A 24,483-nucleotide genomic window follows, 5' to 3' on the forward strand; every position below is an offset into this window, starting at 1 on the left:
ACGGCTACTTCGGTCGGTTGATCTTCCAATATGCTTCTTTCAACAACAGCCGCGCACTACACTTCTTCTTGGGTGCATGGCCAGTGATTGGAATCTGGTTCACAGCAATGGGCATCAGCACCATGGCATTCAACCTCAACGGTTTCAACTTCAACCACTCCATCGTTGACAGCAGCGGCAACGTCATCAACACTTGGGCCGATGTTCTAAACAGAGCTAACCTTGGTTTTGAAGTCATGCACGAGCGCAACGCTCACAACTTCCCTCTGGACCTAGCTTCCATGGAATCCACTACAGTTGCTCTGACTGCTCCAGTCATCAATGGCTAATCACACCCTTCTAATAGACCTAGCGTAAGTTAGCTCAATAATTAGATAGTGATTAACGAAAGTCCGCCCTCAATTGAGGGCGGACTTTTGCTATGTGAGCAGACTGACCTGATCCAAGAGCAGGTGGCGTTTGTTGATAGATGGCCTAAACTGGTGAAACATTTACCTCCTCAGATTAGACAGAGATATAGGGAATCGCTGTAGAGCGATTCTACGAGCAGTGCTAGAAAGGGCCTCCCTTTACACCCATTAGCAAGTGATTTCTGATGAGCCCAAAACACTCTAATATTCCCGATATAACGCTTGAGGCGTTGTGCCGAACCTTTTTCAAGGAAGTGACAACCTATGGCTTTCAGCAGCTTGACTACATTCGGTTCGTCAACCTGCTGCTGGATCTGGCAATGCAGAATGATCGTGGGAGTGCGTCCGTTTCGCACACTCCCAGCACCGCAAACCTAGACTTTCCTGTTTCTAGTGGGCTGCCGATTGAAGGCCCCCGAGTTGATCTTCGGGCCTTTAATCCTGCGACAGATCTCGATCTTTTAGAAGGCTGGCTTAATGATGATGATGGCAGATATTTTTTGCTGTCTAGAACCACCTCTCCTGATCTAGATATTGAGGATGTCATCAATCAGAAAAGTAATTTGGTGGGTACGATCTCGCTCAAAGATGGTCAGGCTATTGGTTCCGTGATCTTTCTCGATTATGACGCCATGCGGCATAAGGCAGAACTGCGTAAGCTAATTGGAATCAAGTCTATGCGGGGTATGGGGTATGCCAGAGAGGCTACCGAGTTATGGCTAAGCTACGGTCTCAATAGCCTTGGGTTGAAAAAGATTTACCTCAATACCCTGGATACAAACTTGAGAAATCTCAGACTCAACGAACAACTGGGGTTCAAAATCGAGGGCATCCTGAGAAACGAAGTCTATTTTGATGAAAGGTATCACGACGTTCTCAGAATGGGACTGTGGCGGGAGTAAACGTCTAATGAACTCTGTTGCGGCAATTTTGAGGGTGTATGGATCGGTTGTCTGAAAGCATGGAGAGTGCCACCGTAGAGCAGTACCTCCATGACCACATACCTCTGTCTCGGTCTATGGCTGTGTCAGTGGTACAAGTCAATCAAAAGGGCGTGGTTTTGTCCGCGCCGCTGCCCCCAAATATTAATCATCGCAGTACTGCCTTTGGTGGCAGCCTCTCTGCAGTTGCAATTCTAGCGGCTTGGACTTACGTTCACTGTCAGCTTCAGAATTTATCTTTGCCTTGTCGTATTGTGATTCAAGGCAACAGTATCGAATACCTGCAGCCTGTTGAGACCGATTTTCAAGCTCACTGTATGGCTCCGTCTCAGCTGCTCTGGGATCGCTTTATTAAAACAATTACGAGGCGGGGCAAGGGTCGGATTTCTCTAAACGTTGAAATTGTCTCAGATGCTTTACTGGCCGGGACATTTCAGGGACAATATGTGGCTCTTAAGCTCTAGGAGAAGGGCTTCTTCATTGGAGTAACCTCATAAAATTCACGATCACTATTTAAAGTCTCTCGTAAATGCCCACTGGAACATCCTGGAACATCTGTGGTATTTAGAGAGCGAGATATTGAGACAGAATAGGCTTTTAGAATTAGATGCATTAAGAGGTCTGGGGGCGGTTGCGGTGGTTTTGTATCACTACTTTTTCCGCTATAGCGAAATCTATGGTCACCCAAATTTATCTGTAGGTTGGGCGGACTATGGAAAATACGGTGTCCAGTTGTTTTTTATCATTAGTGGTTTTGTGATCTATTGGACTCTCAATCGCGTAGAGAAGCCAATGGATTTTATCGTTTCTCGCTTTGCTCGACTTTATCCTGTCTATTGGATGGCACTAATCCTCACCTTTGCTCTGGTTAGCTATTTTGGCTTAGCGGGACGAGAGGTAGAGCTTAGCGATGCGATCAAAAATTTGCTGATGTTCCATGAATACTTGGGAGTGCAGCATGTTGATGGTGTTTACTGGACGCTAACAATAGAGCTGAGCTTCTATCTCTTAGTTTTTGTGATTTATCTTTTGAATCAGCTTCGGTCTGTGGAGCTATGGTTCACACCGCTAATTTTTCTGTCGTTAGCGAGAACAGCAGGATTCATTGCTATTCCAGGTTTAGCTGCTCAGCTTCTAATTCCTGAATATATTATGTTTTTTGTGGCTGGCATTTGCTTTTTCAAGATCTATAAAAACTTGTCAGATCGCATGACGGTTCCTATCTTGCTGCTGTCTCTTGTCTCAACGAGCTTTGTGTTTTCGGTCAAAGATTTCTGGGTGTTTTCTGTTCTCTATGCTGTTTTCTATTTGGCTATCACAGGATGGCTGGCTTTTCTGCGGCTGCGGTTGTTTGTGGGGCTGGGGACAGTTTCATATGCCCTATATTTGGTCCATCAGAACATTGGCTACATTATTATTAATCAGTCGTATCGATGGGGTTTGCCTCCTGTTTTTGGAATATTAGCTGCGATCGCAACCTCTTTACTCATTGCATCTGTCCTGACTTATTACATTGAGAGGCCCTCCGCCAGGATGATTCGGAGGGCTTATAAAAGCCAAGCCTGATGGTTATTAAAGGCTCTTCTGCTCTTGCAATTGATGGCTTGAGGGATAAAGGGTCCATCAATATATTTGTGTTAGCCAGCCATCTCTACATGGAGGTGAGCCTTCTGGTCGTTCGAGGTGTTGGAAGATTAAAAAAGAGCTGCGGGGAAATGCCGCAGCTCAAGGGTGTGTTTGGAGTGTGAGGAGTTGTTCCTGCTCTCATTTTAGGAGGACAGGCCCTGGTAATTGACTGCCGTAACAGTTTTTGTAACCAGGTCTAGGCGTTCTGTTTCGGTAACAGGGGCATGGGATGCGATTTCATTTTCCATACTTGAAGAGTGGTCTGATGCATTATTTCAAGTTCAGTCGGCCATACTAGATTTTGTGGGGTTACTTATACAAGGATAATTTTGATGACACGGATGAGACGCCGTCAGTTTTTGCAGTTTGCCGGTGGTGCAGTTGCATCTTTGGGGTTCAGTCAGCTCGATATTCAAAAACAAAGCCTTCGCTATGCGCAGGTATTGGCCCAGGATAATGCTCGCAAGCTAGCGCTGCTGGTAGGTATCAACACTTATCCCACGGCCCCGCTCTACGGTTGCGTCACTGATGTAGAGCTACAGCGTGAATTGTTGGTCCATCGGTTTGGCTTCAACCCTAAAAATATTCTGACAGTCACCGATGCCCAGGCGACGCGCAAGGGTATTTTGCGGGCCTTTGAAGAACATCTGATCAAGCAGGCAAAACCAGGAGACGTGGCGGTATTCCACTACTCTGGGCATGGCTCACAGGTGAATGATCCTGACAAAGATACGCGGGATGGCCTTAACGGAACGCTGGTGCCGGTTGATAGTGTCTCTGGTCAAGAGCAAGGCCGCCAGGTCGTGAATGACATTATGGGGCATACTCTTTTTCTACTCATGTCTGCGGTGCCCACCGACAACCTGACAATGGTTTTAGATAGCTGCTTTTCGGGGGGCGGTAAGCGCGGTAATATGCGCGTCCGGTCTATCAATCGCCTTGCCAGGGAGTCGGGTGGCGTTTTCCCAAATCGTGAAGAACTCGCCTATCAGCAGCAGTGGTTATCTCGGTTGAAGATGTCGGCGGATGAATTTAAGCAAAAGCGGCGGACTGGTGTTGCCAAGGGCGTTGTGATTGCCTCAGCCAATCGCAATCAGTTTGCTTCTGATGCTACCTTTGACGGGTTTAATGCGGGGGCCTTTACCTACCATATGACCAAATACCTCTGGCAACAGACAGGGGAGACGCCGGTTGTCGGTGCGATCGCAAACATCTCACGCCGCACCACCCAAGAAAATGACCAGGATCCTGAACTCGAATGTACGCCCCAGTGCGATCCGAATAGCGTTGCCGATCAGCGCCCGTTTTACTTCCTCAATGCATCTACGGCCCCTGCTGAGGCTGTGATCACTGACGTTAGCGGCAATCAGATGACCTGCTGGCTGGGCGGAATCGAAACTTCGAACCCACTGGATAAGAATACAATTCTGGCCGTCGTCGATGATCAAAGCCAAGAGCTTGCAAAAGTTAAGCTAGAGTCCCGAACCGGGCTGATTGGTAAAGGCACTTTACTACAGGGCAATGCTCAAGCCTTTAAGCCGGGTGCCCTTCTGCAAGAAGAAGTTCGTGGCATCCCGACCAATCTGATGCTGCGGATTGGGCTTGATCCTTCTTTGGAAACCGGCATGTCAGAGGCAAAGGCTGCACTAGTCTCGGCTTCCAGAATTGAAGCTGCAGAGTTAGGAGAGGGGCAAGTTGACTATATTTTGGGGCGCATAACGTCTAAAGATCGTAAGCGCCTCCAGGGGCGTGTTCCCACCGTGCCAGAAGTTGGAATGCTCGGATTGTTTACCCCTACGAAAGAGAATATTCTGAGCGACTCTTTCTCCGGTGCAACGGATGAATCTGCTGCTGATGCTGTTCTGAGACTGCAGGCCAAGTTCAAGCTTCTGCTTGCCAACCGCATCCTGAGGGCAATTCTCAACCCGAGTTCTTCAAAATTAGGCGTTACCGCCACCGTGGTCCCGATTGGCGCTGAGAGTCGAGCACTGGCGGCAACCAGAACACGAGGCAGCGACCTCGTGACCACTGCGATTACACCTGAAGTGGGCGAGGTCAAACCCGGCGATAATATTCAGATTCAAGTGAAAAATCAAGAAACCCAGGATCTCTATATCAGCGTGCTGGGGATTGGCTCTGATGGCGAAATGACGGTTCTGTTCCCCTCAGACTATACGGCAGCTACGGATGCCTCTCTGGTCGGCGCAGGACAAACCCTTAAGGTTCCCCAAGCCGGACGCGATGACTATGATTTTGTTGTCAGTGGCCCCGCTGGAACCATTGAAGTGATTGTGTTGGCCAGTGCTCGCTCTCTGCGCGATACGCTCAAAGGTCTGAAGAAAATTGCGAGCCGCTCGGGGCAACGGCCCGGGGAACCCCTCGCGATCAGTGAGCCTTCAGCGGTTGTCGAAGGACTGCTCGGTGACCTGACTGATACCACCCGTGCCTTTTTGAAAGTTCAGCGCCAGGAAACACAGCAGATAGACGCGACCCAGCTCGCAGCGCTGTCTCTCTCGCTTAATGTCGTTGAATAATAAAAAAGCTCAACTCCAGACGGAGCGAGCTTTCGTAAGAATCAGTTACGTGATATCTCAAGTGAAGGAGGTCAGACTGAGCGTTCCCACACGCGACAGTGACCTTTTGTATAATTCCTCACAGTTTTATCGTAATGTAACAGGCGCAATATTTCTTAATAGATAGATTTTTTGTTTTTTTTTGTGGCTTTTCAATAGCTAAAACTTATTGATTCGCGAAATTCAAGTCAAAGCTAGCTGTTACGCCTTGGGCTGCTGCATTTTAGCCTTCGCGAGCTGCGGCTGTCCCCAGGTTACTTGCTCATGCTTATAGATCACCATGCCGGGCTGCGCGCCCTTGGGTTTGTAAACATGCTTGGGGCTGGTGTAGACCACAGGAACCTGATGGCTTTGACGGGCACGACTGTAGTAAGCCACAAAGTGGGCTGCCCATTCAATGTCTGTTTCACTGGCAACCGCGCCTGCGTCTAGGCGCAGAAGGGCATGGCTACCGGGTATCTCTTGGGTGTGAAACCACAGGTCATAGCCGGTGGCGACGCTGAAGGTGAGCTGATCGTTTTGGCGATTGTTGCGGCCCACCAGCAGTTCCCAGCCGTCTGGAGATTGATGGCGAATAAAGTCGGTCTTCGCCTGTGGTTTGGCGACGTGGTCAGGGGTTGGCCAGTAGCCCTGCTCAATTAGCTCTATCCGGATCTCTTCTAGCGTTTCTAGATCGGCCTCGTTTTTATAGGTTTCGGTCTGCTCAATGGCAACCTCAACTTGATGGAGGTACTGCAGCTCTAGTTCGACTTCAGCCAGCAGCGGCTCTAGGCGATCGCGCGATCGCTTTAGCTTTTGATGCCGCTTGTAGAGAGCCTGGGCATTCTGAACGGCGTTCTGCTCAGGATTGAGCGAGATGGTGCGTGAGGTATCTCCCTCAAAGTCTGGCAGCGTAATCGACTGCATTCCGATTTCCCAGGATTGTAGGTTTGCCATCAGCAGATCGGCCTGCTGGCGATGCTCGTCGGCGGTTTCAGCGGCCTGAAGCTGCGTATGAAAGCTGTTGGCTTTGATCTGGAGTTTTTTGGCAACGCTGCTGACCTTTTGCTGGAGCTGATGGCGTAGTTGCTTAAAGACTTGCTGGTTGAGCTGCTGGGTATAGTACTGATCTAAAACCTGATGAATGCTTGGGGCAGGTTGAGTCATCTGCCAGCCCATGACGGTATAGCCCTCAGTTTGCCAGCCAGGAGTGAAGGTTCCCTGTTTTAAGGCCCGGAGCCAATCCTGCCAAAGGGCGAAGAGCTGTTGCCATTGATCAGGGGTGAGCTGATCGGTGTTCTGATCTGCTGATGGTCCTGCTGTTGCCACCATTGATCGAGCTAGGGCTGGACTCAGGCCACGATAGGTGCGCAGGTTGCGAGCCACGGGGCCAGGAACGAGGGCAACCCGCTCTTGCCAATGTGCTTGAGATTCTTCGAGAGAGGGGACAGGATCGGTGAGGGCGGGGGGTAAGCTGTAGGGCTGTCCTGTCTGGAGCGGCCGCACCCTCGATTGTTTTTCGCTCACCTGATGGGCGACGGTCACTATTTTTTGTTCAGCGGTGGTCAGGATCACATTGCTGTATTTATTCATGACCTCAACGTAGAGATGCCAGGACACCGGATCTTGAGGGCGGCGGGCAAACTGGAGGTCGATGACGCGCTCCCAAGGTCCTGAGGGTTTGAGCGCCACAAGCGCTAGGCCTTTGAGCTGATGGCGAAGCTGTTCGCTAAAGGTAAAGGTATCTGCTGCTTTGGGAGGGGGCGTGCCGAGACAGAGGCGTGCGGCTTGGGGGTGCCAAGAAATGGTGAGCCACCCCCGCTGGTCAAGGGTGCGCAATGCTAAGTAGAGCGTGTAGCGGTCGCGTTGATAGATCTGCTCGAGGCGGGCAGGGAGCCAGTGCGATCGCAAATCACAGCAGGCGGCACACAAAGTCGTAAAGTCAACGGGCTGCACTGAAATAAAAACTCAACTGATATTTTTGATTAATAGACTTTCATCAATCTATATAAATAAACTCACCCAATTAGGTGATAGGATCCCCGCCTAATCGGGTGAAAAGCCTGATTTCAAACGTATATAGACGTTAAGCACTGGCACTTTAATGGGGTTTGCCGATACCATGAGAGTAGGGATCGTAATCTAGAGCAATTCTCAAGAAAAAGCGTCTATTTCCCATTTATTGGGTGAAGACGAACTGTTCTCATCTTTATTTATATAGCCACCTGCGGGGAGTAAAGTCGATGGATATCAGACTCATTAATATTGGTTTTGGGAACATTGTCTCTGGTAATCGCGTAATTGCGATTGTCAGCCCAGAGTCAGCACCTATTAAGCGTATCATCACCGACGCCAGAGAGCGGGGCGAGCTGATTGATGCCACCTATGGTCGGCGAACTCGAGCCGTGATTGTGACCGATTCGGGCCACGTCATTCTCTCGGCGATTCAGCCAGAGACAGTGGCGAACCGTTTCTTGCTCAACAAAGACAGTCGAGACGAAGATGATTAGGCGGCTCTGTCATTGCATGCGTAATTAAGATGTCGGGGCTTCTCGTGGTCTTAACTGGACCCAGTGGTGTTGGTAAGGGGACATTGCTGCAGGCTCTCCTGCAGCGTCACCCAGATATCTATGTCTCTGTTTCGGCGACGACCCGCTCGCCGCGTCCCGGTGAGGTAGATGGTCAGCACTATTACTTTTGGACGCCTGAAAAGTTCCAGGCCATGATTGCAGCGGGAGCATTTTTTGAGTGGGCGCAGTTCGCTGGGAATTTTTACGGTACTCCGCGCGCGCCGGTCATGCAGCGAGTTGCTCAGGGGCAGCGGGTGATTTTAGAAATTGAACTGGAGGGGGCTAGACAGGTGCGGAAAACGGCCCCGGATGCCTTCCAGATTTTCATTTTGCCGCCCTCTGTGGAGGAGCTAGAGCGGCGCATTCGCGATCGCGGTCAGGATGATGAAGGTGCGATCGCACGTCGTCTTGCCCGAGCAAAGGTGGAGCTGGCTGCCGCCGATGAGTTTGACCTGCAAATTATGAATGATGATCTACCGACGGCCCTTTCGGCTCTGGAGTCAGCCCTTTTGGGTTCGCAGTAGTGCTGGTCTCTTACCCTGATGTTTCGCAATTGCTGGCTGACAGGGTATTGGGGTTAACGATTTCGGTATAGTCGCCGATGCGAACAATTCCCAGTCCGCTCGAAATAGCGAGACAGCGTCCGGTGTTGCCGGGGCGGTAGAAGACGAGCAAATTATTGGTGGTTGTGGTCCCCCTGGGGGAAAATTCGACAGTGGTACCGTTTGTGAACGCCATGGCGATGCCGGTTTCGTTGTTGGTCAAAATGCTGACCCCTAGCTTTTCAAGATTGCGGGGGCCAGTGGGCAGGCAGGTCTGTGATGTTCCCTGAACCCGTGCCGTAATTGTATTGGGAACCAGCACACCCAAATCCACTTCACAAATTTGTCCCTGTTTGATGGCTTCGGACTGCGCTTCTTTGAGTGCGCCTTCCACCTGGGCGATCACGTCATCGACTTTTTTTCGGTTGAGCCATCCTAAAAAGCTGGGGACTGAGATCGCAGCAAAGATGCCCACAATTAAGCCAATAATCACCATTTCGGTGAGTGTAAAACCGTGCGGGGCCTTTTTATACGTTGTATACGTTAATCGACGGTTTGAAAGGAGACCCAGCATCATTCGCAGGCAAAGGAGGCGTTGGGGATGATTTCGGAGTAGGAGGTTGCGATCGCAGCCGCATCCATCGTATCAGTGTCATCGATAGGCTCCTCGCCCTCTGCGTACACCGCATAGCTCACGCTCAAAACGTTAAAGGGCGCAGTTGTTGCGGGCGACATCACGCGCCGAAGAACATAGGGTCTTTGACCCATTGCACTCTCTCGATCTAAATCTTGTGGACTAACGCTATCGCCAGTTTCTGAGTCCCCTTCTTTGATCAAGATATCGTCTCGCAGTAGATCGGCATAGCCCGCTGCTGCATTGCCAGCCGAGCAGCGATTGCTGTGTTCTGTCTCTTGAGGCACCCCACTACTGATGTTTAAGCGACTAGCTTCAAATCGGATATTCTCTGCATCTTGCTGCATCCAAGTTGTCGCCTCACTGAGCTCCTGACCTCGAACCTTAAACATTGCGGAAACCACAAATGCCTGTGTGGAAATACCCACAAAGGTCAGCGTCAGCAAGACCCCCACCAAAACTTCAACCAGAGTAAAACCCTGCTCCATTCGCTTTTTCTGTCTCAGGCTCAAGGCTAATATCAGCTTATCCATAGGTGTTTTGTCGATAAATCTTACAAAGGAACTGCACGGATTATCTTCTACTTGAAGTAAAGAAACTAAGGCACAGCCTGCTGAGTCTCCCACTGAGAGATCGGTTCTAACTGGGGCGGCAGGACAGCTCCGACGGGAGGACCATTGTTGATAGGATTCACAACAACGCCATTAGTGTCACCATCCCAACTATTGATCCAAAAAGCCCCCGTTATTTGGACTGCCGGAGTGCTGGGGTTGGCCGGAGTGCAGTCTCCCGCCGGTGTACCGCCAGAGATGAAATCAACATCATAATTAGGGGCATGGAAATGCACGTTGCATAGCACCGAGCCTTCATCGAGCTGAATATCAGACGTGCCGGAGGCATAGATAGTAACTCTAAAGGGATCATTTGCACCGCAGGGGGTAATTCCATCTGTCTGAACGCATTTTATAGCTTGCCCCCTGAGGTCTATATCTCCGCTTGTCCACAGCTCGACGACAGAACCACTCCAGATTTCTAAAGAGCGATTGAGCGTAGCGGTCTGATATCGATAGACCGTATTAGCAGGCGGGTTCTCTGCCCCTAGCGGACCACTCGCTGGTACCGCCAGCGGAGAGGCAGGTAGAGGTTCTATTATGGGTATGCCCTGACCGGACAAAGATTGATCAATCCGAATTAAGTTAGCCGAGGGACCGATATTGAGAGGCGCTGAACTGCAGTTACCCACGACCGTTCCTTCGATGGCGGGGCTATCGGCAATGGAACCTCTAACCCACACAGTTGCAACTTGATTGACGGGCCGAATTGGGAGAACAACCTGCACCTGAGAGATTGACTCGCCGGGTTCTCCGGCATTGACGCGCCCCTGCACTGTTAATGTGCCGTTGCTACCAGGGGTTCCCGGAGTGTCATAGACATAATCAACAACACGAAACTCTCCGTTGAGGGGTTGTGCGCCGGACTCGCTGGGATCGACATTCGGCCAATCCGACCCAGTAGAGAGTAGAGCAGCCAGTTCAGCGGTATTGACATTCCCAGGGCAGATATTAATGCTACCGAGATTATTCCAGCTTGCAGACCCTCTGTCGGGATACATTGCCAACGTTCGATGGCGGTTCAAAAAGGTCTGTACTTTGCTGACGCCGGATTCAGCGGCAGCAAGGCTTTTGGCGGTCGCTTTTTGAGCAGAGGCATTGACCTGATCGTTTTGAGATCGCACCACCATCGTCACCCCGAGCAACAGCATAATTAGCCCGACGCCAATAGCAACAGGTAAAGCAAAACCATCGTTATCAGGGAACGGGTTCCTATGCTCAGTCATAGAATTGTTCCTAGTAAACATATATCAACACTGGCGTCTGTCTTTTTTAACCCCTTTTAGACAGGTTCCTCTGGACGGTGAATACTGTCCAGAGGAATGCTAGCTTGTATATATTCTAAGCTTTTGTGTTGAAAACGTTGCAATGACGTAGGGATCAGTTCACTGTAGGAGTGATAGTGGCCCTAACGACTAGATCTTGCATGTCGAAGGCTGAGCTGCTGGTATCCGTTTCACCTAACTCGTAGATAAAGACAACCTCGTTACCGGCTAAGCTAACTTTGCCGTTGGCATCAGTAATGCTATCGAGATAGCTATCTAAGCTAGTTTGGTTGTCGAACGGGACGTAGTTAGGAACGGTGTCTCCATTCTGCAATGCAATTACTTGAGGTGAGCTAGAAGCAGAGTTAGCTTCGGTATAACTACCGTTGCAAGTCCCACTGCTAATATCCCCTTCTGAAATTCCGGTGATGTCAAGAGTCGTTCCTGCAGGAGCGTTGTCCCAGTTATGTACTGCAGCGGCCGAGGAAACTGTCTGAGTTGAGGTTGTGTTGCCAACAGTAAAATTTAAATCTGCACGAGTTGGAATATTAGCTCCGCCAGCGCCACAGGTAATGGCTCCACCCACGATTTCAATACGCATCGTGGAGTTTACGCCCGTTTTGATCGTGCCGTTGTTTTCCGTAAAAGTTGCACCAGATTGAGGAGTATAGGCTACAGGTGTTATTTGTTTTGCCCGCACTGCCATTTGAGAGTTCGTGGCATAGGTATCGGTCTGTTCTAAGACTTTGTTGATTCTGCCTGTTTGCTGTACTTGAGCAATCTTGCCGGTCGGATCAACACAAACATAAAATCCTGCTGCACCATTACCATTCCAGCCAGTGGGACAGGTTGGAGTGGTGCCATTGACTTCAATTTTGTCAATCAGAGGCTGATGGGACCAACTACCAGGATTAGCTGCATTGGTATAAGCGCCTGCATCATTCAAATCAGGTCCCCAACGATAAATAACCTTAGGTCCTTTCCATGTGTCATCAGCTGGATCAGCTAGGTAATAAATAACGGGTTCAGTGGCTTCAGCCATCTGCAACATGAGTACCCGCTGCACATTGGCCACGCCTATTGTGGTTTCAGGGGTAAATTCTGCAGGCACATTGGAGATAGCTGAAACATCTTGGATGATGGACTGTGAGGCACGTGTTTCGTCTTCAAAAAAAGCCAAGGCTCGATCTAGCTCTACTCGTCGTTCGCTTTTGGCGTTGGCGGTAGTGCTGACATCAATCATTCTGGCTACACCGTAGCCGCCTGTTGCAACCATCATGAGGGTGACTGCACTGCCCAACAGCAAGCTAGGTAAAGAAAACCCTTTCTCGGAGTGACCAAGGGTATGCGTTTTGATCTGTTTTAAAATTTGTAGTGACATGAAACTTCGATTTCCTGATTATCTGTAGCGCATAGAGCCTTATGGCTAATGCGGACAATCAGACTGGTTAAAGATTTGAAAAATCTTTCAAACCATAACCCCCCCCGAAGTCTTGACTGGTGTATGCGCGCTCTCAACAAAGGCCAAACAACTACGGTCAAAATACTGACCATATACTTATTATGGCGGGAGATTTTTTAATTGCCTTCCGTACAAATACTGAGGTGCAGACTTTTGGCATGTGCTAAACAGGTCAATCTCGCTTCTAAAGAAGGATGTTTTTAATCACAAGGCCGATTGCCTAATTGACATAGAGATTCTATCCGGGCTGTATTGATATAGATTTGAATAGCGTCAGCTCACTTTTAGCCGCTTGCATGCTTTTGAATAATAAAGCTACATCAATTATCGAGTTCTGAGATCAAGCTTTTGTTTATTTGCTATAAAAAAGCTCTCAAAGCCAGAAGGAAACTAAGATCCAACTGGCTTGAAGAGAGCTAATATAAGGTCTTACAGGTACTAAGGAAAAGGAGAAAACCCTTTTCTAGGATCAAGATCTGTCGGAAGAAATGTTAGCCTTCCGATTGATTATCTTCGACCACTTCGACCACTTCGACCACTTCGACCACTTCGACCACCTCGACCACTACCCTCATCATTGCTGACTTGGTTATTATTGGAGTTGCCAGGATCACATCCCTCTGACCCATTGCCGCGTCCCTGATTACAGCTGCTGCCACCGCCATTATCACTATTGCTATCGCTATTGTTTGCTGCGGTAGTAGTGTCACTGCCTCTTCTACTGCTGCCGCCACGGTCATTGCCACCGCTATTGTTAGCTGCAGGAGTGGTTGTTTCTGTGGTAGTTGTTTCCGTCGCAGTTGTCGTTGTTGTATCAGGGGTCAAGTTGATATAAAGAACTGCATCTTGAAGGTCGTAGGTTGACCCAGAGTTGTAGTAGTATAGCTCGAACAACATCAAGGAATCATAGCCGGGGTTCGGTAGCGTTGCTACTCTGTCGCTGTCGATATAACTGTTCAAGAATGAATCTAACGAAGTTCCACCACCCCATGCAGCCTCAGCTTCAGGAATTGTTTCTCCGTTTAGAACAGTCTTCACAAAGTCTGAATGGCTCGGATTCCCAGAATTTTTTGAGGTGTAGATTGACTCAGCTTCGATGTAGATTTCTGTACCTTTTGCCAAATTAGCAATCTGGACTTGGCCATTTGTATTATTACGGTAAAACTGCTCTTGTCTCCAGCCACTACCAGGCTCTTTGTAATGGACAGTCTGCAGAGTATCGATAATACAGCTGCTAGAACCACAGGAGCGGATATCTCCGCCTAAGAAGGAGACGGTAATGGTTCCTGGCGTCTCTAAGGTAAGGGTGCCGCTATCTTGTGTGAGGCCGCCTGTGGGTGCCGAGATCCCGCCTGGGGGAGTATAGGCTACAGTCGTAACTTCTGAGGATCGAGTTGTCGCGGCAGTCTGAGTTTCATAGGTGTCAGAGTTTTTGCCATGCTCTAGCTCACCCGTGTGGAAGACCTGTGCTTGGCTCCCGTCGTCAGAAACGCAGGCTCGGAAACCTGTATTGTTGTTAGCTGTCCAGCCTGTAGGACAAGCAAAGCCAGCAACCGCATTGGCATCAATTTTGTCGATTAGAGGTTGGTGAACCCAAGAGCTAGATGTGTCGGCCACGCCAGTTGCGTTATCAATCGGTGGCCCAAAGCGATAAACGACCTGAGGACCGCGCCAAGTATTGCCGGTAGGGGCTGCTGTGTAATAGACGACATCTTGTTGTCCATTGTTTTGCAAGACAAGGACTGGAGTGATGGTGCTTGTATCAATACCGCTGGGATAGGTTGTAAAATCAGCCGGCAAGGTAGCTGTTGCGGCATTGGCGACAATGGCGTCAGCCTGATTCACTTCGTTAGTAATAAAGTCAACGGAGCGGTTGAGTTCTGCGCGACGCTCTGCTTGTTCTTCAACCGTCTGGCTGTTTCCAACCATTGCAGAGACGCCTGCTCCCCCAGCAGCAACCATGGCTAGGGTTGCAACGCCTGCGATCATTAGATCAGGCAGTGTAGCTCCTAGTTCTGAATTGCCATTGGTGAGCTTTCGTAGCTGTCTAGTAAATTTAGTGTACATGTTAGTTGTGATCCCCTCGTAACCTAAGAAATATATCGATGGCTTTGCCAAAAGGCAGTACTTGCTTCTGCTGCTAAAGTAAGTTGCTAGAGCGATCAGAAGCTGGGTAGACAATCATGATCAACAGCGATTGTCTGAGCATTTGGTTGACCATTTCTATACGGCAAAGGCTATCAATTTTACTATTACTATTCTTAGAGAAAAATACAGGGGAAGCCTGCGTAATATTACGGATATTCAAAAGTACGAACACAAGCTGTTTTCGTGACAGAGGCTCTAGGGACTGTTTTCCCTAGAGCCTTAGTGATACTGGATGCTTAAGTGCTGGTTTCGATTATCCTGTTAGATTAATCGGTGATGCAGTTCCCCTCAACTGGGTTGGCTGGTGGGGGATTGGCGCCGGAGTATTCTCCAGTTCTCAAAAGGCCCAAGCCGCTAGAAATGACCAAGCATCGCATATCGCCAGAACCGTCAGCTTGGTAAACTACGGCAACTTTGTTAGAAGTGGTTGTCCCTTTTGGTGAAAACACAATGTCATTGCCAGGATTAGATAATTCGACTAGGGCACCAGTGTCATTGCCGGTCTTGCCGTTCGTTCCATCTAGTATACGAACACCTAGCTTGGATAAATCTCTCGATCCTGTTGTTAGACAGTTGCTTGGATTTGCCGTAACGCTTGCACCAATTGATATCGTGCATTGCTGACTTTGCTTGATGGCCTCTGACTGACCTTCTTTTACTGCGCCTTCCAATAGGGCTAGTGCGTCATCTACTCGTTTGCTATTCACCCAAGATAAGAAGCTAGGAGCTGCGATCGCAGCCAAAATGCCAATGATTGCAATCGTGACTAATGTTTCAATTAGGGTAAAGCCTTCATCTTTAACTTTGAGGTGTCGCGGTCTAACAAATAGCATTTAAACTTTCTCCAGTGAGGCAGTAAGAATAGATTGACGATGGGTTATTCACCTATTTCTAGAATGCCCAAGGACCTACCGAGACTAACTTGAACTCCTCGAAAATCATTAGCTCGGTTGTGCGGGACAGACCAGCGAGGCATCAGGTAAGAGCTCACTATAGAATGTCGCAACGACACTGTTATCTGCCTGATCAGTAACGGTATAGGTGACTGCTAGCCTGTTGTAGGGAGACGTATTCACGTTCGTAAATGCGCGGGCTAAGGTGTAGGGCCGTGAGCCAATCTCACTGTTCATGGTCATTGAGTTTGCGTTGCCACCGCTTAAGGGGGCATTGGTGACAATGTCATTGTTCAATCTGGCACCATACCCTTCTGTGCTATTGGACCCACCGTCGTCTGCTGAGTCTCCAAGGCAAGCCAAAAGAAATGGATTATATTCAGTTCCTCCCAAATCAAGCTGGGTTGCACGAACCTTTAAGCTTTCTAAGTCAGCGTTAATCCACTTATCTGCTTCACTGATCTCCTGGGCACGAACTTTAAGAGCAGTGGCAGCTACAAAAGCCTGCATTGATACAGCGGCAAAAATCAAGACCAGTAAGATACCAACCAAAACTTCCACTAAGGTAAAACCTTCGTTGGGCTGCTGCCGCTTCAAAAGCAGGGCCTGAATATTGGATCGCTGAACAGGCATAATGGCTATCTTCCTTTTGTTCGTAATTTTTTAGTTGTTTGTACTTGATTACTGGGCTTGCTCTGTTTGCCAGTCTGCGATGGGTGCCATTTGTGGCAAAGGTTGTGTTGGCGCTGCCTGCCAGCTTGCTCTGGGAGCATCAAGCACAACTGCGCTCGATGTATTGTCTGTCCAATTGTTCACCCAAAAGACTCCTGTGTTTCGGGTCCCAGCGCCACAGTCAACAGGTGTGCCCCCTGTCGTATTGTTGAACGTGACATTATAGGTCGGGGCATGGAAGAAGATGTCGCAAATGCTTGTGCCCCTATCGAGGGTAATAGTAGGTGTCCCTGTCGAAGTAGAGCCGACTCCGTAAATCGTGGCGTTGAAAGGACCACAGCTTGCGCTGGCACCACAGTAATGAACGGCTGATAATGCGCTGAGATCGATGTCACCTGTGACCCATATTTCTACGGAGCTACCCTCAGATATTTCAAAGCTGCCGTCTAGTGTGGGCACAACATATTGGTAGGTGTCGCTACCATCAATAACCCCGCTGCTATCAATGTTGCCTGGCTCTGGCAGTGTTATATCTGTAATGCTTGTTAATGTATTAACGTTGCTACCCGGTTGGCTAGGAATGCCAGGCATTGTGAGATTTGTTCTTAGGAGGTCGTTGCTAGCCTGAAGACTGACACTGGGGCTAGATCCGCAGGGTGCGATGACGTCTGCATCAATGACAGAGTTGCCTGCAATTGTCCCCCCTACCCACAATCCCGCTGTTTGTTTTCTAACGGGGTTAATGGGAATCTCGACTTGAATTTGAGAAATAGCGTCACCTGCATTAATGCGCCCTTGCACCTCTAGAGTGCCTGTACCCAAGGGAGCATTCGGGGTGCCGCTAGTGTCGGCAGCATAGGTGTAGCTGAGTAAACGGAATTCACCTCTGCTCGCATCAGTAGGGTCAACGTCAGGCCAATCACTGCCGCTGGGCTGTAGTTCTCCTAAGTCACTACTAACACTGTTTGCGTTGCAGCTTTCCAACACATTAGTGACGGAACCATTCCAGCTTCCGGATGGGAGCACTGCTAGAGCGCGATATCGGTTAAGAAAAGCGCGGACTCGATTGACCCCAGATTCAGCTGCAGATACGCTTTCAGAGGCATCAGCTTGATTAAGAGCACTGACCTGATCGTCTTGAGATCGCAAAACTAAGGTTATGCCTAGCAATAGCATGACAAGTCCCATACCTATAGCAACTGGCAGGGCAAAGCCCGCTTCTTTGTTGTCTTGCTTGGGTATTAACCACTTTGTGTATCTCATCTGTTGCTATTTAAACCTAACTGCGATGAATAGAAACTAACTTTTGAGGTGATAGATAAAACCAGTTTGCTGCTTGATCTGCTACGACCAACTGTATAAATAGTGTTCAGATCCGCATCCAAATATTAATCCTGAGGTCTACAGGCTGACGTAGAGCGCAAGAGGCTCAGGCACCCTAAAATAGTCCCCACCCTAAAATGCAGGGAGATGACTATGGCGAGTCGCGAGGTTATGCCTACTGCAACTTTGCCTACTTATATGATCAGCAGAGAAACTCGTATCAACTTGAGTAAAATTACTGAACTTGCTGTACGACCTCACTGATATCGTCAGTTTTCTCAGTAGTAGAGATAGCCTTTGCGTATAACCCCAGTAACCCCAAATCAAGCTTTCTTTATGATGCCCAAAGCCTCCGGTCTATCTAGCACCGTTGGAATAACACAGCCGCTTGCTGTTTGGAGCTGCATAGCTAATACCCTACAGCTGCCTGCGGACAAGAGTTTTAAGCGAAGCCAGAGAACTATTGCGAGTGGTGCAGAGCGTAATCGGCATCACTCGATTGCTTGTGTGAGCATCACCTTGAAGAGCTAGAAATATCACCTGTACGGCTAGAGAAGCGTCACTGAGTTAACTGTGCGTTGCCGCCATGATAGTCACATGGTTCAAACAACACACACAGGAGACCCAACCATGAAACGTACCGTTCTTTTCACCATTACAACTGCTCTTACTCTTTCTGCTGGCTTACCTGCCTTTGCCAATCCTCTTTCTCCCAGTGCTCGCGATGCCGACGACCCACGGGCCATGTGCAGCGATGTCTTAATTGGAAACAACGTTAAAAACCATATTGTTGAGCAAACTAACGTACAAGAGAAAACAGACATTCACAAATATAACCAGAAAGATATCCGCAAAACGGCGCGAACTGCAAAGTGGGACAACAGCACCTATGAGCGCTCCACTCGCAAGGGGGGCGGTAGAGGAAATGTGAAGGTTCTCTGGGGCCTTGTCAGCGCTGGGGGTGGGGGTGATAAAACCACCACTAATCTCTCCAAGACAGCTAATGCTGGGGAAAATACCTTCAACAACTATCAAGATCGTAGCCGTTCTGGTTTCCGTGACCGCAGCACGTTCTCTGATACCAGCCGGTTCGAAGACTTCAGCACTAGTACTGTTGTAGCGGGTCAAAACTGTGATGCTGTTGTGCAGGCTGAAGCGGCTAAGCAAATTAATCGACAGAACAATAACTCTGCTGCTGCAGGTCACTTTCTATCCTGGTAAGGCTTTGTAATCAGGGATAGTTGCTATCCCTGGTTGTCTTTCTTTTGTCTATTTCTGTTGCGCTCACTGCTATTTTCGGAGAAATCATCATGTATAAGCAAGCTGCTGGTGTTGCGATCGCACTATCAACCATCACATCGGTCACTTTACCTGCGTTCGCTCAGTCCACTCCTAGTTCTTATCAAGCCGCATCATCCGTCAGCACGATTCCGGCTTCCACAGCATTGACGGTTACCTTTCCCGGCAATATGGTCGTGAATGCCAAGAAAAAGCAAGATTATCCGATGACCTTGTTTTTAGCCCAGCCCCTTTTTGATAGCCAGGGACAGCAGGTTGTTGCAGCTAATTCACCCATTGTTGCGAAGATGACGCCGACGAAGGGAGGCGCGCAGATCGTTGCTGAATCTTTAGTGATTAATGGCCGAGTGGTTGCGATCCAGGCTTCGAGTCCCTTGATTCCTAGCTATAGTGTGACTCAAACTAGTAGCTATCAGTCTGCCCGCGAAGGTAGCGCCATGTTTGCCAACATTGCGGGCGGAATTACCGGCGGAGCGACGGGGAGCGCAAATGCTTTTAACCGAGCTTCGTTTCTGGGCGGTGGTCTAGGTGCCTTGGCGGGTCTAGCGTCGAGCAAGAAGCATAAGGTGGTTGAGGTTCCGGCAGGCAGTATCTATGTTCTGACGCTCGAAGCGCCGATTGCAGTGGGTGGAGCGCCCCAGCCCGCAGTACAAACTGCCACCCAGCCAACATCTCAGTTTCAGTTCAAAACAGAGCAGGAATATGGCCATGGACTCGCACAATTGCTGCAGGCTTATCAGCGGGGTGAAGCGTCGGCGGCTCAAGTCTTAGATCGGGTTCGTGCGGCTGATCTTTATGCAACGAAACAGCTACAGGCACCGCTCTATCCTCCTGTGGCTCAGCGTCAGTTGGTGAAGCAGATTGTCGGATTTGAGTATGCAATTGATGGCGCGATCTAAAGGCGGCGCTGCAGTCGACGTAGCGTGGCTGCTCGACTGACGATTTGAGTGGTTTTTGATGAGCGCTGAGCGGTAAATACTTTGCCGGAGAATAGGCTTGCCAGCCCTGATCGGCGATAAACGGTATAGTCTTCTTGCTGTTCTGTGGCCTCAGGATCACGTTCAAAGCCTAGTTCCGCCAGGATCTGCTCAAGCTGGCTCTTTTGAACGGATGCATTTTGAGTGCTGATATCGATGCTCGCTGTCCTGTTAAAGTAGCTGCCAATGCCGCCCGCAAGCAACCCTAAAATAATGCCGTAGCGATAGAGCTGCACTGAGCTAACGGATAGGTTTAATCCTTGAGATCCAGCGACCACAACTACCACAATGGTCATGCTGAAGTAGTACAGAAAGGTAAACCCGACTCCTGGCCCCGGTAGCTGGGAACCATCTGAGCCGGGTTCTGTTTTATCTTTCGTCATCTATTGGTCCACTTAGCACCCGCATCCAGTATGACCGCATCCGGCCCCTTGAGGATGTCCCTGGGCACAGGCATCGCTGCAGTAGGGCTTATCATTCGCCATCACGGCTTCTTTGAGATCGACGATACAAAGACAAGAGGGACAAGCACATTTCATTTGACTAACGGCTGCCATTTGCTTTCTCCTTTGCGCAACTTGCGCTGCATTACTATAAACTTATGATATCTGAACATATGTTCAGACGTCAATTAGGGGTTCAAAGTGTTGTTATTCGAAGGTGCCTCTATGTCCCAGTCCTCTCTTCCTGATGCAGAGCTTTCCAGTCTGTTAGATACGGAGTCGCCGATTTGTGATGATCAGCATGATCCTGATTCTGTTTGCGCGACAGAGATTTTGGCTGCGGAGAAGGCACAGAGAATGGCGGAGTTTTTTGCGCTGTTAGGGGATGCCAATCGATTGCGAATTCTATCGGTGTTGGCCGCTCGAGAGGTCTGTGTGGGTGACCTGGCAACCATTCTGGAGATGAGTGAATCGGCTGTCTCGCATCAGCTACGAACGCTGAAGGCGGTGCGGCTGGTGAGCTATCGCAAACAGGGTCGTCATGTTTATTACGCTCTGCATGACCATCATGTTCTGGAGCTATATCAGGCGGTGGCAGAGCACTTAGATGAAGGAGGGCGGTAGCTCTCTAGCTGTATTCCTGTTCAATTTCCCTGAGAGACTGCCAGAATTTTTGGGTATGCAGCCAGCCGACAAAGCCGCCGTAAAGATACTGCCCTTGGGGTGAGGCGGCGAAAATATGAGGGATGCCGAGGGGATTCTTCCAGGTGCGGAGGGTGATGCCGTTGGGGAGCTTTAGCCAGACTTTGGCGCGATAGAAGTCGCGTTGGTGGGCGTCGGTCATTCCTTCAATATTTTGCAGACGTTCAATGAGCTGGGCAGTAATGTCACAGGTATCGCATTGAAACTGAGCGGAATCTCGCCAAAATTCTCGGATGGTGTCAGAAACCTGAAGGTGATGACGTAGAGCTGGATGGCTAAGTCCCGGAAGTTCGGCTACAGCAGCGTGACGAAGTTGGGTTGAGCAGCTTGTGATCGTTCCGTCGCTGCCGCCATCTACGTTTCCTCGGATGATTAGGGTCGGAATTTTGGATGCGATCGCAACCCCTATCCCCCTCCGACTTTTTCCTAAATCTCTGGCAATGCCAATGCCCCAGCCAAAGGGATCAATCATGCGGGCTAAATCCGCGCCACCGACGGGAGATCCGACGAGGACCAGTGATTCTACCTGCGGCCACCATTCGGGGTGACGGTGCAGAACTTCGAGCCAGATTAAGCCCCCCATTGAGTGGCCAATAATTCGCATGGGGGTGTGGGGATGCTGGGCGTGAGTTTGGGTTGCGATCGCATCCACCCGATCAATCAAAGGCTCAATCCGTAGCCAAGTGCGCCAGTAGCCTAAATTCGGAGCGACAATTTTTGAAGTCGGAGCCGCCAGTTGGGTTGCTAAATACTCAATATGACGGTGATCATCTGCCCATCCATGTTGGGTATAGATGATGTGTTGGGGTGATTCCTGAAGCATAGTGAAGATCGTGCAGCTCTAATCTAATTTTATGCAAGTACAAGAGGGGATGGATGCTCACAGGTACAGTTAGGGTATTGGTCTTGTCGTGCATATGCTTGTTTTATGATGCCTCCGCCCACTTTGGCTGCAGTACAAATGGGCCGAAATATTGAAGGCCAATGGATTTGGCAGAATTTAGACCTTGAACTACAGCCGGGTGAGCGTCTTGCCATTGTTGGTCCTTCTGGGGTCGGTAAAAGCCTTCTTCTTCGCGCGATTGCTGGGCTAGATCCCATTCAAGCCGGTCAGCTGACTTTTGAGGGACAGTCTGTTTCCGCGCTCTCAATGCCTCGATATCGTGCGCAGGTCATCTACTTGCATCAGCGACCTGCGCTCATGGAAGGGACGGTGGAATTTAACCTCCGGCAGGTTTATCGATTAACGCTGCATCGGAAGAAAGCCTATAGCCAGGAGCAGATTCTGCAATATCTTGCCCCCCTCAGCCGAGAGGCTGACTTCCTGCAACGCTCAGTAGAAAATCTATCAGGTGGGGAAGCGCAAATTGTGGCTTGCCTGCGGGCGCTGCAGCTCTCGCCCCAGGTTTTGCTTTTAGATGAACCGACGGCTTCAATGGATGAGACGATGGCTCAACAAATTGAAGCCCTGATTACGCAGTGGCAGCAGACTGATGAACAACGTTCCTGCATTTGGACAAGCCACAACACGAGCCAGATTGAACGTGTCACCGATCGCCAGTTTATTCTTCAGAGAGAGCCTTAATGGATCAGAACTATATTCCAATTAGCAATGCCCAACTGGTTCTGGCCTCCAGTCTGATTTTGATCAATATGGGCCTTTCTTTCGCGCTGCGGCTGGGCTTAGAGAAGAGTCTTGGAATTGCCACTATCCGCTTGGTGGTGCAGCTTTTGCTGGTGGGCTACATCTTAGATTGGGTGTTTGCTTTAAATAATCCCTGGCTGGTGTTGCTAGTGGCGTTGATGATGAGCGCGATCGCAGGTCAGGCTTCTGTCAGTCGAACCCGCCGTCGGTTTCCTTCGATTTACTGGCACAGTCTGCTTTCGATTCTGGCCTCTAGTGCTTTGGTTACAGGTTTACTGGTTCAAGGCGTGATTCGGATCGATCCTTGGTATGACCCTCAATACGTCATTCCGCTGCTGGGGATGGTGCTGGGTAATACGTTGACGGGAACGTCTCTAGCCTTAGATCGGTTTATGGAGGATTTGGTGCGGTTGCGATCGCAAATTGAATCCCTCCTAGCCCTAGGCGCAACCCGCTGGGAAGCAGCAGGACCGACGATCAATGAAGCTATTCGCACCGGCATGATTCCGACGATTAACTCAATGATGGTGGTGGGGTTAGTGAGTTTACCTGGAATGATGACGGGCCAGATTTTAGGAGGCGTTGATCCGACCGATGCGGTGCGCTACCAGATCGTGATCTTTTTTACCATTGCGGCGGGGACTGCTTTGGCCTGTATGGGGATTGTGATGCTGGCATTTAGAGTGTTATTTAGTGCAGATCATCAGCTACGGCTAGACCGACTGAGAAGATGCGATCGCTAAACCAGACTTTCTTCAAGGTGCCCCCTGAAATAAGTGAAAAAGGACTTCGAGTTACACCCGCATTAGAAGCTCATTATTACCCTAATACCCTTGACCTCTATGCCCGAAGTCATTGAGAGCCCCCTTGAGTTGACTCACTTTCAACTCCCTGAAGCTGTTCATGCGCGTCTTCAACTATTGCTCGATCGCCAGGATGCCGGTGAATCCTTAACTCCACTGGAACAAAAAGAGGCAGAGGGTCTAGTCGAATTAGCGGAATTTCTGCCTCTACTGCACCTGCGGTCACCAAGAGTTGCAAAATAAATAAAATGGCCTCGATCCCTTTCTAATATCAGGCATGAAGTAAGGCGACTGTTAAAAAAATAGCTCGCTCTCATTACAGAGGCGAGCTAGAAAGGAGAGTTGTGATACACGTTGAAATCGTTGCTTCTGATGTTTGCTCGTGACGAAAGCAGACAACTGAAGACTCTTCTAAGCAGCCTGTGGCGGTTCGAAGCCATGCGTTCCCCGCTGGGCTGCAATCTGTCGTAGAGACTCTAGCTCCGCATTGCGAGCATAGGGTACGGTGAGCATCTGCTCTTGTGAACATCCTTGAGCGTTGAGGAGTGAACCTGCAATCTTGCCAGCAATAGCAAGTGAAAGTATTAAGAGCATGGGCTGAATCTCAAACTGCAATACTGGGTAAGGCTAGGGAAGAAACAAAAATGTTAAGGCCAAAACAGCTAACTAGCTGACGGCAAAAGCAATGGCGAAGACACCAGACATCAGGATTGCCGTTGCAGCTCCCATGAACCAGTAGGTGCGCTGTTGAGCCGGAGAAGGATACTCTGCTGCACTTGTTTGAGGATCCCTTGCAAAGTTGTTGATAACGCCTCTTTCATCGGTTGTGCTAATCATCTGTTGGCCTCAAATATATCTCTATGTAAATAAATGTAGCAGTATTGTAACGATTCTGCAATATTTGTTTACAATGCTTTTTTTGTTGCCTGATGATTCCTGCGGCGGCTGTTGCGGGTCCTCTTTGC

Annotated in this window: 27 protein-coding genes and 1 pseudogene; 14 read left to right on the plus strand and 14 right to left on the minus strand. The window is 49.5% G+C overall.

What is annotated here, in order from left to right; translation table 11 throughout:
* The 6 genes and pseudogenes from C1752_RS12370 to C1752_RS12395 all read left to right on the plus strand — a co-directional run.
* Positions 1-329 (plus strand): annotated as a pseudogene (locus tag C1752_RS12370) (photosystem II q(b) protein); the annotation flags it as partial.
* Positions 330-595: 266 nt separating this feature from the next.
* Complete coding sequence (locus tag C1752_RS12375; protein WP_110986390.1) at positions 596-1,312, plus strand: GNAT family N-acetyltransferase; 717 nt, start codon at positions 596-598, stop codon at positions 1,310-1,312.
* A gap of 38 nt (positions 1,313-1,350) precedes the next feature.
* Positions 1,351-1,815, plus strand: coding sequence for a YiiD C-terminal domain-containing protein (locus C1752_RS12380; protein ID WP_199464380.1), 465 nt, complete (start codon positions 1,351-1,353; stop codon positions 1,813-1,815).
* 115 nt (positions 1,816-1,930) lie between these two features.
* On the plus strand, positions 1,931-2,917 hold the full coding sequence (locus C1752_RS12385; protein ID WP_158535086.1) for an acyltransferase family protein: 987 nt from the start codon (positions 1,931-1,933) through the stop codon (positions 2,915-2,917).
* Positions 2,917-3,099: a hypothetical protein gene (locus C1752_RS12390; protein WP_110986392.1), complete on the plus strand. Its 183-nt coding sequence runs from the start codon at positions 2,917-2,919 to the stop codon at positions 3,097-3,099. Before C1752_RS12385 ends, C1752_RS12390 begins: the two co-directional genes overlap by 1 nt.
* Before the next feature lie 210 nt (positions 3,100-3,309).
* Positions 3,310-5,511, plus strand: coding sequence for a caspase family protein (locus C1752_RS12395; RefSeq protein WP_199464381.1), 2,202 nt, complete (start codon positions 3,310-3,312; stop codon positions 5,509-5,511).
* Between the two features lie 240 nt (positions 5,512-5,751).
* On the opposite strand, the gene C1752_RS12400 is transcribed toward C1752_RS12395, so the two are convergent.
* A complete protein-coding gene (locus C1752_RS12400) occupies positions 5,752-7,485 on the minus strand; it encodes an Rqc2 family fibronectin-binding protein (protein ID WP_110986394.1) in 1,734 nt (577 codons plus the stop codon).
* 287 nt (positions 7,486-7,772) lie between these two features.
* On the opposite strand from C1752_RS12400, the gene remA reads away from it, so the two are divergent.
* Together remA and gmk are read left to right on the plus strand one after the other, a co-directional pair.
* Positions 7,773-8,039 carry an extracellular matrix/biofilm regulator RemA gene (remA, locus tag C1752_RS12405; protein WP_110986395.1) on the plus strand — a complete coding sequence of 89 codons (267 nt, stop codon included), beginning with the start codon at positions 7,773-7,775 and terminating at the stop codon, positions 8,037-8,039.
* A 29-nt stretch (positions 8,040-8,068) separates the two neighbouring features.
* A complete protein-coding gene (gmk, locus tag C1752_RS12410) occupies positions 8,069-8,623 on the plus strand; it encodes a guanylate kinase (protein ID WP_110986396.1) in 555 nt (184 codons plus the stop codon).
* Between the two features lie 10 nt (positions 8,624-8,633).
* Here gmk and C1752_RS12415 read toward each other — a convergent pair whose 3' ends face one another.
* From C1752_RS12415 to C1752_RS12450, 8 genes are all read right to left on the minus strand, one after another.
* On the minus strand, positions 8,634-9,137 hold the full coding sequence (locus tag C1752_RS12415; RefSeq protein ID WP_110986397.1) for a GspH/FimT family pseudopilin: 504 nt from the start codon (positions 9,135-9,137) through the stop codon (positions 8,634-8,636).
* 77 nt (positions 9,138-9,214) lie between these two features.
* Positions 9,215-9,808: a prepilin-type N-terminal cleavage/methylation domain-containing protein gene (locus tag C1752_RS12420; RefSeq protein WP_146242333.1), complete on the minus strand. Its 594-nt coding sequence runs from the start codon at positions 9,806-9,808 to the stop codon at positions 9,215-9,217.
* Positions 9,809-9,873: 65 nt separating this feature from the next.
* Positions 9,874-11,112, minus strand: a complete 1,239-nt coding sequence (locus tag C1752_RS12425; protein ID WP_110986399.1) for a hypothetical protein — start codon at positions 11,110-11,112, stop codon at positions 9,874-9,876.
* A 154-nt stretch (positions 11,113-11,266) separates the two neighbouring features.
* Positions 11,267-12,532 carry a hypothetical protein gene (locus C1752_RS12430; RefSeq protein WP_110986400.1) on the minus strand — a complete coding sequence of 422 codons (1,266 nt, stop codon included), beginning with the start codon at positions 12,530-12,532 and terminating at the stop codon, positions 11,267-11,269.
* Positions 12,533-13,120: 588 nt separating this feature from the next.
* Positions 13,121-14,680, minus strand: coding sequence for a PulJ/GspJ family protein (locus C1752_RS12435; protein WP_146242334.1), 1,560 nt, complete (start codon positions 14,678-14,680; stop codon positions 13,121-13,123).
* A 347-nt stretch (positions 14,681-15,027) separates the two neighbouring features.
* Positions 15,028-15,594 (minus strand): GspH/FimT family pseudopilin, encoded by a 567-nt coding sequence (locus C1752_RS12440; RefSeq protein WP_110986402.1) that lies wholly within the window; start codon positions 15,592-15,594, stop codon positions 15,028-15,030.
* A 108-nt stretch (positions 15,595-15,702) separates the two neighbouring features.
* Positions 15,703-16,287, minus strand: a complete 585-nt coding sequence (locus C1752_RS12445; protein WP_110986403.1) for a PulJ/GspJ family protein — start codon at positions 16,285-16,287, stop codon at positions 15,703-15,705.
* Between the two features lie 48 nt (positions 16,288-16,335).
* Positions 16,336-17,589, minus strand: coding sequence for a hypothetical protein (locus C1752_RS12450; protein ID WP_110986404.1), 1,254 nt, complete (start codon positions 17,587-17,589; stop codon positions 16,336-16,338).
* Between the two features lie 690 nt (positions 17,590-18,279).
* Here C1752_RS12450 and C1752_RS12455 point away from each other — a divergent pair.
* Together C1752_RS12455 and C1752_RS12460 are read left to right on the plus strand one after the other, a co-directional pair.
* The gene (locus tag C1752_RS12455) at positions 18,280-18,870 is read left to right on the plus strand and encodes a hypothetical protein (protein ID WP_110986405.1); all 591 of its coding nucleotides are present in this window, start codon (positions 18,280-18,282) and stop codon (positions 18,868-18,870) included.
* Between the two features lie 89 nt (positions 18,871-18,959).
* Positions 18,960-19,847, plus strand: coding sequence for a hypothetical protein (locus C1752_RS12460; RefSeq protein WP_146242335.1), 888 nt, complete (start codon positions 18,960-18,962; stop codon positions 19,845-19,847).
* On the opposite strand, the gene C1752_RS12465 is transcribed toward C1752_RS12460, so the two are convergent.
* The gene (locus C1752_RS12465) at positions 19,844-20,308 is read right to left on the minus strand and encodes a hypothetical protein (protein WP_110986407.1); all 465 of its coding nucleotides are present in this window, start codon (positions 20,306-20,308) and stop codon (positions 19,844-19,846) included. The two genes, C1752_RS12460 and C1752_RS12465, sit on opposite strands and share 4 nt — an antisense overlap.
* A 12-nt stretch (positions 20,309-20,320) precedes the next feature.
* Positions 20,321-20,482, minus strand: a complete 162-nt coding sequence (locus C1752_RS12470; protein ID WP_110986408.1) for a metallothionein — start codon at positions 20,480-20,482, stop codon at positions 20,321-20,323.
* Between the two features lie 111 nt (positions 20,483-20,593).
* Between C1752_RS12470 and C1752_RS12475 the strand changes: the two genes are divergently transcribed.
* A complete protein-coding gene (locus tag C1752_RS12475) occupies positions 20,594-20,992 on the plus strand; it encodes an ArsR/SmtB family transcription factor (RefSeq protein WP_110986409.1) in 399 nt (132 codons plus the stop codon).
* 4 nt (positions 20,993-20,996) lie between these two features.
* Here the strand turns inward: C1752_RS12475 and C1752_RS12480 are convergent, their stop codons facing one another.
* The gene (locus tag C1752_RS12480; protein ID WP_110986410.1) at positions 20,997-21,893 is read right to left on the minus strand and encodes an alpha/beta fold hydrolase; all 897 of its coding nucleotides are present in this window, start codon (positions 21,891-21,893) and stop codon (positions 20,997-20,999) included.
* Between the two features lie 108 nt (positions 21,894-22,001).
* On the opposite strand from C1752_RS12480, the gene C1752_RS12485 reads away from it, so the two are divergent.
* The 3 genes from C1752_RS12485 (at position 22,002) to C1752_RS12495 (ending at position 23,761) form a co-directional block, all read left to right on the plus strand.
* Positions 22,002-22,655 (plus strand): ABC transporter ATP-binding protein, encoded by a 654-nt coding sequence (locus C1752_RS12485; protein ID WP_110986600.1) that lies wholly within the window; start codon positions 22,002-22,004, stop codon positions 22,653-22,655.
* Entirely contained in the window at positions 22,655-23,458 is an 804-nt protein-coding gene (locus C1752_RS12490; RefSeq protein ID WP_110986411.1) for an ABC transporter permease, read from the plus strand. Before C1752_RS12485 ends, C1752_RS12490 begins: the two co-directional genes overlap by 1 nt.
* Positions 23,459-23,557: 99 nt before the next feature.
* On the plus strand, positions 23,558-23,761 hold the full coding sequence (locus C1752_RS12495; RefSeq protein WP_110986412.1) for a hypothetical protein: 204 nt from the start codon (positions 23,558-23,560) through the stop codon (positions 23,759-23,761).
* 168 nt (positions 23,762-23,929) lie between these two features.
* Here C1752_RS12495 and C1752_RS12500 read toward each other — a convergent pair whose 3' ends face one another.
* On the minus strand, positions 23,930-24,112 hold the full coding sequence (locus C1752_RS12500; protein ID WP_110986413.1) for a hypothetical protein: 183 nt from the start codon (positions 24,110-24,112) through the stop codon (positions 23,930-23,932).
* 72 nt (positions 24,113-24,184) lie between these two features.
* On the minus strand, positions 24,185-24,355 hold the full coding sequence (gene psb34, locus C1752_RS12505; RefSeq protein ID WP_110986414.1) for a photosystem II assembly protein Psb34: 171 nt from the start codon (positions 24,353-24,355) through the stop codon (positions 24,185-24,187).
* Between the last annotated feature and the right edge of the window lie 128 nt (positions 24,356-24,483).

Origin of the sequence: Acaryochloris thomasi RCC1774, from assembly GCF_003231495.1 — a bacterium.
GTDB lineage: Bacteria > Cyanobacteriota > Cyanobacteriia > Thermosynechococcales > Thermosynechococcaceae > RCC1774.

Excerpts from the sequence above, each read along its gene's own strand:
- C1752_RS12375 (WP_110986390.1), top strand. The coding sequence starts at position 596 with ATGAGCCCAAAACACTCTAATATTCCCGATATAACGCTTGAGGCGTTG.
- C1752_RS12380 (WP_199464380.1), top strand. The coding sequence starts at position 1,351 with ATGGATCGGTTGTCTGAAAGCATGGAGAGTGCCACCGTAGAGCAGTAC.
- C1752_RS12390 (WP_110986392.1), top strand. The coding sequence starts at position 2,917 with ATGGTTATTAAAGGCTCTTCTGCTCTTGCAATTGATGGCTTGAGGGAT.
- C1752_RS12395 (WP_199464381.1), top strand. The coding sequence starts at position 3,310 with ATGACACGGATGAGACGCCGTCAGTTTTTGCAGTTTGCCGGTGGTGCA.
- remA (WP_110986395.1), top strand. The coding sequence starts at position 7,773 with ATGGATATCAGACTCATTAATATTGGTTTTGGGAACATTGTCTCTGGT.
- gmk (WP_110986396.1), top strand. The coding sequence starts at position 8,069 with ATGTCGGGGCTTCTCGTGGTCTTAACTGGACCCAGTGGTGTTGGTAAG.
- C1752_RS12415 (WP_110986397.1), bottom strand. The coding sequence starts at position 9,137 with ATGGTGATTATTGGCTTAATTGTGGGCATCTTTGCTGCGATCTCAGTC.
- C1752_RS12420 (WP_146242333.1), bottom strand. The coding sequence starts at position 9,808 with ATGGATAAGCTGATATTAGCCTTGAGCCTGAGACAGAAAAAGCGAATG.
- C1752_RS12425 (WP_110986399.1), bottom strand. The coding sequence starts at position 11,112 with ATGACTGAGCATAGGAACCCGTTCCCTGATAACGATGGTTTTGCTTTA.
- C1752_RS12430 (WP_110986400.1), bottom strand. The coding sequence starts at position 12,532 with ATGTCACTACAAATTTTAAAACAGATCAAAACGCATACCCTTGGTCAC.
- C1752_RS12435 (WP_146242334.1), bottom strand. The coding sequence starts at position 14,680 with ATGTACACTAAATTTACTAGACAGCTACGAAAGCTCACCAATGGCAAT.
- C1752_RS12440 (WP_110986402.1), bottom strand. The coding sequence starts at position 15,594 with ATGCTATTTGTTAGACCGCGACACCTCAAAGTTAAAGATGAAGGCTTT.
- C1752_RS12445 (WP_110986403.1), bottom strand. The coding sequence starts at position 16,287 with ATGCCTGTTCAGCGATCCAATATTCAGGCCCTGCTTTTGAAGCGGCAG.
- C1752_RS12450 (WP_110986404.1), bottom strand. The coding sequence starts at position 17,589 with ATGAGATACACAAAGTGGTTAATACCCAAGCAAGACAACAAAGAAGCG.
- C1752_RS12455 (WP_110986405.1), top strand. The coding sequence starts at position 18,280 with ATGAAACGTACCGTTCTTTTCACCATTACAACTGCTCTTACTCTTTCT.
- C1752_RS12460 (WP_146242335.1), top strand. The coding sequence starts at position 18,960 with ATGTATAAGCAAGCTGCTGGTGTTGCGATCGCACTATCAACCATCACA.
- C1752_RS12465 (WP_110986407.1), bottom strand. The coding sequence starts at position 20,308 with ATGACGAAAGATAAAACAGAACCCGGCTCAGATGGTTCCCAGCTACCG.
- C1752_RS12470 (WP_110986408.1), bottom strand. The coding sequence starts at position 20,482 with ATGGCAGCCGTTAGTCAAATGAAATGTGCTTGTCCCTCTTGTCTTTGT.
- C1752_RS12475 (WP_110986409.1), top strand. The coding sequence starts at position 20,594 with ATGTCCCAGTCCTCTCTTCCTGATGCAGAGCTTTCCAGTCTGTTAGAT.
- C1752_RS12480 (WP_110986410.1), bottom strand. The coding sequence starts at position 21,893 with ATGCTTCAGGAATCACCCCAACACATCATCTATACCCAACATGGATGG.
- C1752_RS12485 (WP_110986600.1), top strand. The coding sequence starts at position 22,002 with ATGCCTCCGCCCACTTTGGCTGCAGTACAAATGGGCCGAAATATTGAA.
- C1752_RS12490 (WP_110986411.1), top strand. The coding sequence starts at position 22,655 with ATGGATCAGAACTATATTCCAATTAGCAATGCCCAACTGGTTCTGGCC.
- C1752_RS12495 (WP_110986412.1), top strand. The coding sequence starts at position 23,558 with ATGCCCGAAGTCATTGAGAGCCCCCTTGAGTTGACTCACTTTCAACTC.
- C1752_RS12500 (WP_110986413.1), bottom strand. The coding sequence starts at position 24,112 with ATGCTCTTAATACTTTCACTTGCTATTGCTGGCAAGATTGCAGGTTCA.
- psb34 (WP_110986414.1), bottom strand. The coding sequence starts at position 24,355 with ATGATTAGCACAACCGATGAAAGAGGCGTTATCAACAACTTTGCAAGG.